The organism is candidate division WOR-3 bacterium (assembly GCA_039801905.1).
GTDB lineage: Bacteria > Hydrothermota > Tepidihabitantia > Tepidihabitantales > JBDRVQ01 > JBDRVQ01.
Genome location: JBDRVQ010000041.1, coordinates 1 through 14,236 on the forward strand (window position 1 = coordinate 1; position 14,236 = coordinate 14,236).

6 protein-coding genes and 1 tRNA gene are annotated in these 14,236 nt (G+C 43.0%); 3 read left to right on the forward strand and 4 right to left on the reverse strand.

The window, feature by feature from the left end:
• The 3 genes from ABIL00_07345 to ABIL00_07355 form a co-directional block, all read left to right on the forward strand.
• A partial coding sequence (locus ABIL00_07345; GenBank protein ID MEO0110572.1) for a T9SS type A sorting domain-containing protein occupies window positions 1-3,258 on the forward strand: 3,258 nt, incomplete at its 5' end.
• Window positions 3,259-3,466: 208 nt separating this feature from the next.
• Window positions 3,467-6,328 carry a hypothetical protein gene (locus ABIL00_07350; protein ID MEO0110573.1) on the forward strand — a complete coding sequence of 954 codons (2,862 nt, stop codon included), beginning with the start codon at window positions 3,467-3,469 and terminating at the stop codon, window positions 6,326-6,328.
• A 19-nt stretch (window positions 6,329-6,347) separates the two neighbouring features.
• Complete coding sequence (locus ABIL00_07355; GenBank protein ID MEO0110574.1) at window positions 6,348-10,634, forward strand: T9SS type A sorting domain-containing protein; 4,287 nt, start codon at window positions 6,348-6,350, stop codon at window positions 10,632-10,634.
• Here the strand turns inward: ABIL00_07355 and ABIL00_07360 are convergent.
• The 4 genes from ABIL00_07360 to ABIL00_07375 form a co-directional block, all read right to left on the reverse strand.
• Window positions 10,621-11,826: a glycosyltransferase family 4 protein gene (locus tag ABIL00_07360; GenBank protein MEO0110575.1), complete on the reverse strand. Its 1,206-nt coding sequence runs from the start codon at window positions 11,824-11,826 to the stop codon at window positions 10,621-10,623. The two genes, ABIL00_07355 and ABIL00_07360, sit on opposite strands and share 14 nt — an antisense overlap.
• A gap of 12 nt (window positions 11,827-11,838) precedes the next feature.
• A complete protein-coding gene (rpsT, locus tag ABIL00_07365; protein MEO0110576.1) occupies window positions 11,839-12,096 on the reverse strand; it encodes a 30S ribosomal protein S20 in 258 nt (85 codons plus the stop codon).
• Between the two features lie 9 nt (window positions 12,097-12,105).
• Window positions 12,106-12,177: transfer RNA gene (locus tag ABIL00_07370), tRNA-Phe, on the reverse strand.
• A gap of 537 nt (window positions 12,178-12,714) precedes the next feature.
• The coding region (locus tag ABIL00_07375; protein MEO0110577.1) for a T9SS type A sorting domain-containing protein at window positions 12,715-14,236 on the reverse strand (1,522 nt) is incomplete at its 5' end.

Here is a 14,236-nt window from a genome sequence, read left to right on the forward strand (position 1 = left end):
CTGGCGGTGGATAATTCTAATGTTGTCCATATCGTTTGGTACGGTGGGGAGCAGTGGGATAATTATTATTATCGGGTTTATTACCGAAGGCGTCATCCCACTTCGGGTTGGTTGGCGATTGATACCATTGCCGGAGCTAACCAGCCCGATGATTTTGACCGGTTTGCTCCCCAGATTCTCATTGACCGGCAGCAGAATGCCCGTGTTGTCTGGTACGGAGAGGATTACTGGACCGATGGCTGGCTCCGCCTTTGGCATAAAAAGAGAACTCCGGGGGGTTGGTTAGCCACAGAAGAATTGGCTTGTGAATATCCGGAGGGTGATTTGTATAATCCCCATATCGCTAATGATAGCCTCGGTTTACATCTTATCTGGTTTGACGACCGATTAGAGGATGAGGAAATCTTCCGGGTGGTCAGTTATCCCCGAGATTTAGAAGTGAAGACAATTACTTCGCCTCCGGTATTTTGCTCTCTGGCGCATTACCAACCGAAGGCAATTGTGAGGAATTCGGGCGAAGAAGAAATCCTTAATAACTTTGATGTCAGGATGAAGATTGAACCCGGTGGTTATGAGAATATTCAAACTCTTCCCGGTTTAGGACCGGGCGAAGAAGAGACTCTCAACTTTACTCCTTGGCAGCCAAGTCAACCAAATCTCTATTCTGTTAAATGTACTCTTCTATTTTCTGATATGTTCTCTCTAAATAATAAAAGGGAGAGTTATTGTGGTATTCCAAATTTCATTGAAGACTTTGAGTCTTCTAACGGTGGTTTTCTTTCTGACCCGGCTACCAATGCCTGGGAATGGGGAACTCCCTCCGGAATTGGCGCACCGATTCCTTATTCCGGAACGAAATGCTTCGGGACGAATATTGATGGCAATTATTCAAATAATGCCAATTGGAAGTTAAATTCCCTCTGGTATATTGCTACCCGAGATACACCAGTTTTAGGTTTTTATCACTGGTATAATCTTGACCCTAACCATAAAGATGGCGGGAATATTAAGATAACAAAAGATTTGGTTAATTACACAGTCCTTACTCCGCTTTTTGGTAGATACGACCGGAGATTGACAAACGAGAATGCCGGTATTCCCCAAGAGTCCGCGTTCGCCCTGAATAGACCCACCGGTTGGAAGCCAGCGCTTTTTAAGGTTCCGGTGCGGATGGGTGATACCTTCCAGATAAGATGGCATTTTGGTTCCGATGGTAATACCAATGATTTAGGCTGGTATCTTGATTATGAAGGGGGGATCGGATTTAATAAAATTTGGGAGGATGTTGGAATTTTAGCAATTTCCTCGCCACCTGATACTTGTGACTCATCAATTACAATTATCCCTTCTGCTCGGCTGAAGAATCTTGGTAACCGTAATGCTTCTTTCTCGGCAACGATGAAGATTGGTTCTTATACCGATACGAAGACAGTTCTTTTATTCGCCAATCAAGAATCAACTATTACCTTTAATCCCTGGACACCACAGAACCGAGGTTTTTCTTTTGCCCGCTGCTCCCTTTATCTAACTGGTGATAGAAACCGAGTGAATGACACCTTGATGAAAACTTTCTTTATTCGGGTAAAGGATGTTGGGGTTTTGGATATTGCGGAGAAGAAACCGGAAGAGGTTATTGGTTTAGCGGCGGAGAAATTGGTTAATGGAAATAATGAGTCTCAATTAAAAGAACTTTCCTTTTCTTCCCAATCTTCCTTACCGCTTAAATTATCTAATTCTTTTACCTTTTTCCCAGACACTATTGACTCCGGCGATATTTATACCCCCCGGGCACGGATTAAAAATTTTGGTAATGTTCCATCCGCCTTCTATGTGAAATTTACCTTTGGTAATATCTATACCGAAAGTTTGCCGCAGACCCTTTTGCCGGATAGTGAAGTAAGTTTCAATTTTAGACCGTTTTCTGCTCAGGGGAGAGGACTGGTAGTTAGAACTTGTACGACAATGCTTGCTGGTGATTTGGTTCCGAATAATAATTATAAGCGAGAGACCACTTTCATTCGGGTGAGGGATGTCGGGACTTTTAAGATTTGTTCGCCGGTTGGAGTAATTGATTCCGGGGTAGAAGTTACTCCGGCTTGTTCCGTAGGGAATTTTGGCAATACAACCGAATCCTATTCAGTGCGCTTTAAGATTGGGACATTTTATAACCAAACTCTTACGGTAAATAATCATCAACCAGGCACTTATCTCTATCTCACCTTTCCTAATTGGACTGCTCATCAAGTGGGCACTCATACTGTTTCCTGTTCAACCGAACTGGCAACCGACCGTCAGAGGTTAAATGACCGAAAGATTGATACGGTGATTGTCCGGCCACCATTCTTCCGGGATGTTGGCTGTATTAAAATTGTTCAACCGTCTGGAATTATTGACTCCGGAAGGGTTATCACACCCGCCTGCTCGGTTCATAACTACGGGACCACAATTGAGACCTATTCGGTGCGGATGAAGATTGGCAACTTTTACAACCAGACCGCATCTATTTCCGGTCACAATCCTGGGACATCTCGGTATCTAACATTTCCGAACTGGACAGCAAATCTCCGGGGTAATTTCCCAGTTTCCTGTTCTACGGAACTTTTGGGGGATATGAATCCGGGAAATGACCGAAGGATAGATTCAATCTTCGTTCGGGTTTTGGATATGGCAGGAATTGATATTATTATCCCGGGTGATAGTATCCGAACCGATTCCATATTTACCCCGACCGCCCGGGCGAGAAATCTTGGCAATACAACGGTAAATCTCCCAACTCATTTTTGCATCCTTCGGGGCATTGACACCATCTATAAGAAGAGAGTAAATATAATGGTTGCGCCGGATAGTATAAAGGTTGTCTCCTTTCCGGATACCTTTATCGGTATTACTGGTTGGTATGGGATGCGATTCTGGACCGAACTTGAAGGTGACCAGCATCCAGAGAATGATTTGGTGAGAGACAGTTTTAAGGTTTATCACTTTGTTGGAATTGCCAGCGAAGAAGTTAAACCGCTTACCATTATTTTTAAATCTAACCCACAGCGCGGACCGATTGTCATTTCTTATCATCCTCTCGTTCCCGGGGAAAGGGCAAAAATAAAAATCTATGACTACTTAGGGAAGGTTATTTACGAAGCAGAAAGTAAACTCTCTCCAATGCAGTTTATAATCAGAAGACTCCCTGTTGGGATTTATTTTATTTATTTTGAGGCCTCATCCGGATTCAAGGAGAAAAGGAAACTCATCGTGTTGAAATAATAAAAAGAACCCTTTCTGGACTCCTCTCGGCGAGGCGAGATTTTTGCTATAATAGTTGACTTTTTCCCTTTTTTGCGTATAATATCTTTTAAGGGCTGGAAATGAGTCTTAGTCTTTTTGGGTTGGGAAAGAGTTGTGCAGTTGCGGAATTTAACTTTGAATTATTTTTGATTGTCCCGTTTTATGGGATAAGAACCGGGGGTAAATTATGAAATCTTTCTTCCGTTTTTGGGTCTTATTTTTAACCCTTTTTGCCTCCTCTCTTTTGGCGGTAGAGGAGAAATGGCTTTATACCCACGAACCGAGTATTTCCGGAACTTACTTAGCCCAAAAGGCTATCTCCCGTGATTCCTTTCTTTATTGTGTTGGAATTTATACCCCATCTGCCTCTCCTCAGAATGTTAATGTGGTTCTTTTAAGGCTTGACCCATTAGAAGGAACAAAAATATGGGAAGTAAGTTATGACCCCTTAGGGGGAAGAGATACAATCAGGGATGCCTTTATTGATCCCTTGGGGAATCTGTTCCTTTTGGTAAGTAGTCAGGATCCTGCAGGAAGACATCATTCCGCAGTTGTTAAATACTCACCTACGGGCTCTCTACTTGCGGAAGATATTTTTAATGGGGGTGGGGAAGATAAACCAAAGGCTTTTCGGATGAGTAAAGGCGGCTTCATTTATGTTGCCGGTGAAGGTTTTGTTGCTGACCAAAATTGGGATATCTTTTTAATCAAATATACTTCCGAATTAGAAACGGTGTGGACAAGAAGATTATTACGGGAGGATGGTAATGACGCGACTGTGAATATGGCAGTTGATTCAATGGGTAGTGCCTATATTGTCGGCGGTATCTGGCAGGACTCAATCAGTTGCTATGGTTTGACGACTATTAAATATTCCTCCGATGGTGAACTTTTATGGACAAAAATTTTTGAACCACCGGAAGAGCAGCCTTATGAGTGGGATTTTGCATGTCGGGCAGAGGTGGGGCCAGATGGTAATATTTATGTCTTAGGCTGGGCATCTGGTTCTGGAGATGCCACAAAATATGATATCATTCTGGCGAAATACAGCCCCGAAGGGGAATCCTTATTTTTGATTCGTTGTGATAATGCCCATGGTGAAGACTTTGGGGTAGATATGGCAATTTACAGGGATGGTAGTGTCTATGTTGGCGGGCAGGTTGAAGATCAGGAAGGAGATTGGGTTTACTGGATAGCCCGATTTTATGATGATGGTCGCCTCATCTGGAAGAAAACCTATCAGAGTCTTCCTTACGAATGGGATTATTTCTATGATATGGAATTGGATAAGAATGGTAATGTCTACGTTACCGGTTGGCACGAAGGATTTGTCACCGATAATGAATTTGCTACGGTGAAGTATGCGAAAAATGGTACAAGAATCTGGGCAGACCGCTACGCAATTCCTAATGAAAATTGTGAGGCTTACTCTCTAACCCTTGATGGTGATGGTAACATATATGTTGGTGGACAGCTTTGTGACCAGTATTTGGGGGTTTTGAAATATACAGAATTAGATATTGGAGCCAAAGAGATTCTGGCTCCTAAGGATACCTTTCTTTTAGGTGCCAAAGCCCAACCGAAGGCGAAGATAAAAAGTTATTACGGAAATGATTATCTTAACTTCGCCGCAAAGTTAGAAGTTGGTAACTTCTATACTGATGACGGTTTTGGCACGGTTGAGCCTTACGGTGAGACAACAGTAGTCTTTGATTCGGTTCTTTTCCGAGATGTTGGCATTTGGGGAATAAGGTCTTATACCCTTCTTACCGGCGATGAAGAGGTTGAGAATGATACCGCCTACGGACGAGTTGTTGTGCTTCCCGCCTGGATGCCTCTGACAAACTTACCTATTGGGCCAAAAAATAAAATGGTGAAGTATGGTGGTGCTTTGGTGGGAGTGGGCGATTCTTTGGTTTATGCGCTTAAAGGGAATAATACCGTTGAGTTTTATTGTTATTCGCTTAAAAATCAGAACTGGGTGATGAAAGAGTCAATTCCCTACGGACCAGCCGGGAAAAAAGTGAAGAAAGGTGCTGCGCTCTGTTATAATGGAGATTCTTTAATTTATGCGATAAAGGGTAATAACACCCGGGAGTTTTATGCTTATAATATCAACCGGAATCAGTGGGTAGCAAAAAGGGAGATTCCAATTGGCGGTGGTAAAGGATTAAAATATGGTTCTTCGCTGGCTTTTGCTCAGGGGAAGGTTTATGTCTTAAAAGGGAGCGGCACTCAAGAGTTCTATTGTTATCATCCAGAAAGGGATAGTTGGTCAACCAAAACCGGGATACCTTTGGGAATTAAGAATAAGAAGCCAAAGGACGGCACCTCTCTGGCTTCGGATGGGATAAATTATATTTATGCGATAAAAGGTGGTTGTGGTGAACTTTGGCGCTATTCCGTCACGGGTGATTCTTGGGTCGAAAGAAGACCTTGCCCGATTTCCCAAAGGACCCAGAAGCGGAGATATTTTAAGAGCGGTGCTGGAATCACTAAGGGGGAAGGTGATATATTCTTTGCCTTAAAGGGTGGTAATACCCAGGAGTTTTGGTGCTATCTCCCGCTTTTGGATAGTTGGCAGGAGTTAGAGACATTACCGGTTGGTGATTCTCGGAAAAAGGTCAAGGGTGGTGGGGCTTTAGCCTTTGCTAATGGTAAGGTTTTTGCCCTAAAAGGCAATAATACTATTGAATTCTGGCTCTATCACGCTAATTTACCCGCTGGTTCGGGAACGATTTATCTTTTACCAAGAGGGGTGATGGCCAATTTCAACCAGAAGGGGCAATTCCGTTTGGAATCGGCGAGGATTTTCAATCAGAACTTTAATCTCAAGTTAGCAATTCCGATAGAAGGGGATGTCATTCTCACATTCTATAATACCTTAGGACAGAGGGCAAAGGAATTTCGGTTGGGGAGGAAGAAACCAGGTGTGTATGAGCAAAGATTTAATCTATCTCTTCCCACCGGTGTTTACATCTTGCAGGCAGAGTTAAAGACAAAAGAGAGAACAGAAACGACAAAGCAGAAATTAGTTATTATTAAGTAAACACAATCAGGAGAAAAAAATGAAAAAACTTTTTATCCTTTTTGCCTTTGGGCTTTTGCCTATTATCTCTTTCTCTTGGACAACTCCAGAAAGGTTAACCTATCTCAATGATTTCACCGAACTCTCCGGCAACGGAGCGCGGAACATAGCAATTGACCGGGAGGGGAGAATTCATATTGTCTTCTATTCCGAGGCATTGGTTCCCGGATTTAACTCTACCCCTCAGGTTTGGTATAAAAGATATGAGCCAAATATCGGTTGGACAAAAGATACCTGTATTGCGGATGTGGCAAATGAAGCATCTGAAATGCCTGCCCTCTGTTGTGATTCTTCGGGGAATCTTCATATTGTTTATATCGGGTATACTCTCAGTTCCTATAATTTAAGATATAAAAACTGGAATCCGACAACCGGTTGGACATCGAGCGTAATCATTTCCACCAATACCCGGGAGAAAAATAACCCTTCAATCACTGCTACCACTAATGGCAACATCCATTGCGTCTGGACGGAAATGAGAGCGGATGGTTATTATAAAATTTTCTATCGGGAAAGGATTGGAAGCAACTGGCCTTCACCACCAGTAGAAATCAGTTCCATATCAGAGACCGAGGAGGAATTACCATCAATTTCCGCGGGTCGAGGTGATAGTATCTATGTGGTTTGGCGCGGGGAAAATCCGGTTAACTATTACTATAATATCTTCTACCGCGCCCGAATTAATGGTAGTTGGCAAAGTATCCTTTATGTATGTTCTTTCAACTCCGACCAGTGTGACTGGGAGCCTTATGGACCTTCAATTTCGGTTGATAACGCCAATGTTGGCCATATTTCCTGGTATGGTTGGAACCGATGGGATGAGTATTACGGTCGAGTCTATTACCGAAGACGTCTTGCGGCCGGTTTTTCTACTATTGATACCATTGCTGGTGCTGGCCAACCAGATGACTTTGAAAGATATGGTCCCCAAGTGGCAATTGACCGTCAAGGAAATACCCATGTTGTCTGGTTTGGTGAAGATTACTGGACCGATGCTTGGTTTCGGCTCTGGCATAAGAAACGAACTTCTGCTGGTTGGTTAGCAACAGAGGAATTGGCTTGTGAATATCCAGAAGGTGATTTGTATAATCCCCATATCGCCAGTGATACCCTTGGTTTGCATCTTGTCTGGTTTGATGACCGGTTAGAGGATGAAGAAATCTTCTGGATGGTAAGTTACCCCCAAGATGTGGAAATTAAGGCAATTGTTTCCCCGCCGGTATTTTGTACCCTTGCTTCTTACATTCCAAAGGTGGTGATTAGAAATTCGGGGGAGGAGGAGATACTCAATCCCTTTAATGTGAAAATTACAATAAATCCTGGCGGTTACGAAGATATCGTTAATGTTTCTTATTTAGGAGTTGGTGCGGAGGAGACTTTAGAATTTAATTCCTGGTTGCCAACGCAGGCGGATTTATATACCGTAAAATGCTCCCTGCTTGTTTCCGACCATTTTCTACCCAATAATAAGAAATCTCGCTATTGTGGGATTCCCAACTTCTTAGAGAATTTTGAAGTTACTAACGGTCGTTTTACTTCAGAACCAGCAATCAATGCTTGGGAATGGGGAACTCCTTCTTTGGTTGGACCACCAAACGCCCATTCCGGGGCAAAATGCTTCGGCACAAACATTGATGGCAATTATGCCAATAATGCTAACTGGAAATTAAATTCCTTTTGGTATGTTGCTACTAAAGATACCCCAGTTCTCGGTTTTTATCACTGGTATCGTTTTCAGACAAGGTATGATGGCGGTAATGTTAAGTTTTCCAAAGATGGCATAAACTTTTCTCTTCTTCATTCCTTTTTCCCGGAACCTTATGACCGGAAATTAGATTCGGGGAATGTTGGCATTCCCCAAGAATCCGCCTATTCCCGCGGGGTGATTAACCCAATTGGTTGGACTGCGGTTTTGATGCCGATTCCGGTTGCCGCCGGCGATACCTTTGTAATAAGATGGCATTTTGGCTCGGACGGTAGTTTCAATTATCCCGGTTGGTATCTGGACGATGTCGGTGGAGTTGGTTTTGAGCCGCTCCGGCATGATGTTGGGGTAGTGGAGATAGTTTCTCCAGCGGATACAGTTGATTCTTCAATCCCAATTAATCCCCAAGTGAAGGTGAAAAACTTTGGCACTCAGGGCGAAACCTTTAATGCCACTCTAAAGATAGAATCTTACTTAGAGACAAAAACGATCGCTTTACTGCCCGCCCAAGAGTCAACCGTCACCTTTTCTCCTTGGACGCCGATGGCGAGAGGGGTCTCTTTTGCCCGGTGTTCGCTATATTTGGCGAGTGATGAAAATCGGATAAATGACACCTTAACCAAATCTTTCTTTATCCGGGTGAAGGATGTTGGGGTGCTTGACCTCGGTAAATCAAAAATTTCTTCCTGCCCAATACCAAAAGAGGCCGGAAAATTCCCATTCGGCGAGAAAGAAGTTGCCCTTTCGGAATTGGCTAACCAACAGATTAACTTTTATTCTCTCACCTTCCTTCCCGATACCTTAGATTCTGGTGACCTTTATACCCCAGAGGCCTGGGTGAAAAATTTTGGCAATACCCAGGTGACCTTCTGGACGAGATTCTCTTTTGGTAATTTCTATTCCGAAAGTTTATTAACCACACTCCTACCGGATAGCGAAAGCCATTTGACCTTTTCATCTTTTACTGTTCCGGGAAGGGGTCCGGTGGTGAAGAAGTGTTCAACTTTGCTTTTGGGTGATTTAATTCCGGATAATAACTGCAAAAAGGAGACAACATTTGTTCGGGTGCGGGATATCGGAATTGTCCGTTTTCTTTCGCCGACACCCTTTATCTATCCCGGACCAATTACTCCGCAGGTGCTTATTGCTAACTGCGGCAATGTTGGTAATGGAATGAGTCTCTTTTTGAAAATAGAGGACTCCTTAAATAATATTGTTTACACCGCAGAAACTACCCATTCTTATTTGCCGGCTGGTTGTTCCTTATCCTTTGCCTTTCCCTCTTGGCAGGCAACCGTTGGCCAATATGTTATCGCCTGTTCCCTTTCCGCATCTGGTGACCGGGTTTTTGCTAATGATACCTCATCTTTGGCATTTACGGTGGGTGGAGTTTCCGGTTGGATAAAGAAGGCGGATTTGGTGGATGGCAGGAAAAATGTGAAGAGCGGCGGTTGTATTGCCGCGTTTGACTCCTTAGTCTATGCTCTAGTTGGTAATAATACCCGAGACTTTTTATGTTATAGTATAACCGGAAACATCTGGCGAAAAGTAGAAAGTATCCCCACAGGGTCAAGAGGTAAGAAGGTGAAGAAAGGTGCCTGTATCAGTAGCGATGGAGATTATATCTATGCGTTAAAAGGTGGTGGGACGAATGAGTTCTACCGCTACGACCCGGCTCTTAACCGGTGGGAATCATTACCTGCCCCTTCCTTCATTAAGGGAATAAAAGGTGGTTTTATTACCTTTGTTGAGAGAAGCGGTATCAAATATCTCTATTGCGGAAGTGGCACTAACAGTAACGAATGGAAACGGTTCAATATCAATACCAGCACTTGGGAAGATTTACCAATTCCTTTGCCGAAAGAAAAATTTAAGGTGGGAAGTGGTTTTGCTTATGACGGTGATTCTTTAATTTATCTTACTCAAGGTGGAAGTAAATATAACGCCTTCTTCCTGCTCAATTTTAATTACGGCGATTTAACCTGGGAATCGCTTCCCAATTTACCTCTGGTGGGAAGGAGCGCGCGGAAAAAGAAGATAAAGGAAGGAGCGGCTTTGGTCTATTCCCAAAGGAATCGGAAAATCTATGCCACAAAAGGTGGAAACACCTTAGAGTTTTGGCGTTTTGACCCGATAAACCGGCGATGGGAGCAAGCAGAAGATGTCGGGAGTCCAGAAGTTCCTTATAAGAAAATAAAAGGTGGTGGAAGTCTTGCCTATTCTCATTATGCCAGCGGTATCTTTGCCACCATTGGCAATAACACGAATGAGTTCTGGTTCTATGCCGTTCCGGCAACAACTTCCTTACCAATTTCTTACTTCTCAGGAGAGGTTAAAAATCAGCCCCTCATTTATAAAGGAGAGATGAGTTCAGTCGCTATCAGAAAGAAGGATGAGTTAGAAAAAATTAAAATCTATAACCTTTTAGGGGAAGTTGTTTTGGAAGATAAGGGCGAAAAGAAGACTTTAGATTTTTCCCAGAGACTGCCCACTGGTATCTATATCTTAAAAATTGAAGGGAAAGGAAAAACGGAAACGAAAAAGATTATCATAATGCGCTAAGGGTTTGATACAAATTACTTAAATCGCCAATTATTCTTTCCCAAGAGAATTGGCTTTGGATAAATTTATAACCGGCTTCACCCATTTCCCTTCGGAGATTTTCGTCTCTTAAAAGTGCTAAGATTGCTTCTTTTAATTCGCCAACAGATTTTTCCTTCACTAAAATGCCGGTCCTTTGGTGTTTCACAATATCGGTAATACCACCAATCCCGGAGGCGATGACTGGTTTTTGATAACTCATCGCCTCCAATAAAACAACACCCAACATCTCGGTATCACCTTTGGCGTCAAAGATTGCGGGCAAGATAAAGATATCGCACATCTCGTAATATCTTTCCAATTCCGGGGAAGAGATAAAACCGGTAAATCTTACTGCTTCACCCACTCCTAACTCCTTAGCCAATGTCTCTAATTTTTCCCTTTCTTTACCGTCACCAATAATTGTTAAAAAAGCAGGGGTCTCTTTTCTCACTTCGGCGAATGCCCGAATTAAATACTCTACCCCCTTTCTTTCTACCAGCCGGCCGACAAACAGGAGTTGGGGGATTGGATTTTTTTCTTCTCTTTTTATTTTCTTAACTTCAATCGCAGCCCCAAAAGGGACGATTACGATCCTCTTTTTCTCATCCGGCAAAACTTCCCTTATTAAAGAGGCGCCGTAATTAGAGATGGCGGTTATGGCATCCGATTGGGAAAGGAGCCAGCGGAAAAATCTTTTAAGGAGAAAATTCTTCTTTAATAACTTCATCTCCGCCCCGTAAAAAGAAGAGATTAATTTTGCACCACAAACCTTTTTTCCAATATAACCGAATAGAGAATGGGGAAGAGGCCAATGGCACTGGATAATAGAGAATTTTTCTTTCCGGCAGAGGCGATAAATGGCGAAAAGACCAAAAAGGAGATAAAAGATAAGGATAATCTTATAGCGGAAGGAGCGGTTTAGTCGGTCCGGAACATTCTCATCGTGGGTTAGGTCTTCCCATCTCTTAAAGAAATAACGGAAGCGATGAACCTTTATCCCGAAGAGGCTTTGACTTTTTAATCCCCGGTAGGAGGAGGTGAATACCTCAACTTCAATCCCTTTTTCTCTCTGCTTTTCTAAGGTTTTGACCAACCAAGGGGTAATGACATCCCCGGGATGCCGGGGAAAGGCAGTGGCGATGTGGAGGACTTTTATCCGGGATGCGGTCAAGGATTTCTAATCCTATTTCGTCCCGATAAGGGACTGGGCAAGTTTCGCCTTTAAGCGCGCTGCCTTATTCTTATGGATAATCCCCCATTTGGCTGCCTTATCAATGATACTCTGGACTTTGGGCAGCAAGGAAAGGGCAGTTTCTTTATTGGGGGCTAATTTGAACTCCTTTATTGTCTTCTTTAACAATTGCTTTTTCGCTTTATTCCTTGCCGTCCGGACCTTTGTCTTCCGGATATTTTTCAATACCGACTTTGACCTTTTTGCCAAGATTTTTTATGCCAGGGGGCGGAATCGAACCGCCGACTCCCGGATTTTCAGTCCGGAGCTCTACCTCTGAGCTACCCTGGCTAACTTAAATTATAGAGATTTTTTCCCTTTTGTCAACTGGTCGGTTTTCAGCAAAATATCTTATCCGCCTCAGGCGGATTAAGGTTTCCTCAATTGGTTCCTTAGCTTTCATATAATTTGAATATCTCTCTAATTACCCTACCAATTACACCAATGGTTAGACCATACATTATCTCCCTAATTAGACTCTGGATTAAAATCCTATTTACTCTTCTCATTATCCACCTTTTTAACCCGGATGTTAGACCCTTAATAAGACTGGAAATTAAGCCAGAGGTTAGATTATACATTAAACCTCTGATTAGATTTCCAATAAGACTGATAATTAGATCCCCGATACCATCCCCTGTATGCTACACCCCTTTTTATAAAAATAAATCCCTCCCTTTTTGGAGATCAAAGTTTTATTTAGTAATTAGTTTATTGTATTATAAGGTATTTTTAGAAGATGTCAACCCTGGAGTTAAGTCGTCAGACTTTTATCTAAAATAAAAAAGGCGGGAGGAAAACCTCCCGCCTCTCTTTTTACTCCTTAGGCTACTTCACAACGATTAACTTCCTCTCTTCTTTGTAGCCCTTGGACTCAAACCGTAAGAGATAGATTCCGGCCGGTAGTCTTTTTATCGTAAACTCACCCTTATCGCTTCTCCCAAGATAAACCACCCTTCCTAAGGTATTATAGATTTTAAGAGTGGCAAGTTCTCTCTTCGGTAGGTTGTAGTAGACCTTAATTAAACCTTTGGTCGGATTTGGTAAAATCCTTAAGCCAATCTCTGATAACCGCTTTCCAGTAATGTTCTCCATCGGTGCAGTATTCGGTAAGGTAGCAGCCAATGGGAAATCTTCGCCCGTATACCTCCAGATAGAAGTGGTATTATTCCCCTTCAGAGCATAGATTTTACCATCAGTCCAAGTGCAAAGTCCGCCACCACCCTTCACATACTTCTTATCATCCCCCTTCGGAATCGTCTCTAAACCAACCCAACCAGAACCAGGAATAAGCGACCAGAACTCCTTCGTATTGTTCCCCTTGAAGGCATAAATCTTATTGCCCCTCAAGGTCATCGCCGCACCTTCGCCAACCTTCTTCTTCTTATTCCACATCGGATGAGTGAAAGGCATTCCAGAATCAGATGTCCAGGTATTATTTGAGATGTCATATTTGTAGAACTCATTATACTTACCCCTTAAAGCATAGAGCGTGTTCTCATCATAAGCAACTAAGCAAGAACCATCTGGATAACCCTTACCGGTATAAGAACCTTCTGGTGCCTTTGGTAAAGTTTCAATCCAGGTGTTATTGGCACAGTCAAAGGCATAGAACTCATTGGTCTTGGAACCCTTTAAGAGATAGACAAAGCCATTCACATAAGCCATTCCCGTGCCACCTTTCAGAGCCTTGCCACCACCAGTTGGAATATCCGGTAAAGCGACCCAACCCGATTCACCCTGGGTATCATACTTCCAGAATTGTAAGGTATTGGTACCAGAAGCGAAATAGAGCCATCTTGTGCCATCATAAACCATACCGGTTCCCTTCTTGACACCCTTCTTTCCCGTAACTGGGACGGAATCAAGTGGCGTTGGGGCAGTTTCCGGAACGAAGGCATAGAAGTCTTTCGTATTATTCCCCTTGACGATATAGATCTTATCGCCACCATAGACAATCTGACCACCGCTCTTTATCTTCTTGCCCGAAGGAGTTGTCGGTACTTCCACTGATAGTTTCTGCCAGGCACCTGGTGGCAATCCACTGCGAACAGTAAAATTGGTAGAAATTAAATCATTCTCCGGTCGCCTATCGCCATTAAGACTTGTAGAGCATTTCGCAGTAAAGTCCCCGGTAATCTCGGCTCGCCAAATATCAAAGGCAACGATAGTCTCCGCGTTAGGAGCAAGGGTAATAATTCCTCGGGTGCTGGAATAATCACCGATGGCAAAGATGACATCAAAGAAATCCGCTTCAATATTTCCTAAATTCTTTATTTTCGCTTTTGGGATTATCACCACTCCCGAATCTATCGTATCCGTTGGGGCAATGATTTCTACCACTCCAACA

Bases quoted from the DNA above. Each gene is read 5' to 3' on its own strand.
- ABIL00_07350 (MEO0110573.1), top strand. From the start codon at position 3,467: ATGAAATCTTTCTTCCGTTTTTGGGTCTTATTTTTAACCCTTTTTGCC.
- ABIL00_07355 (MEO0110574.1), top strand. From the start codon at position 6,348: ATGAAAAAACTTTTTATCCTTTTTGCCTTTGGGCTTTTGCCTATTATC.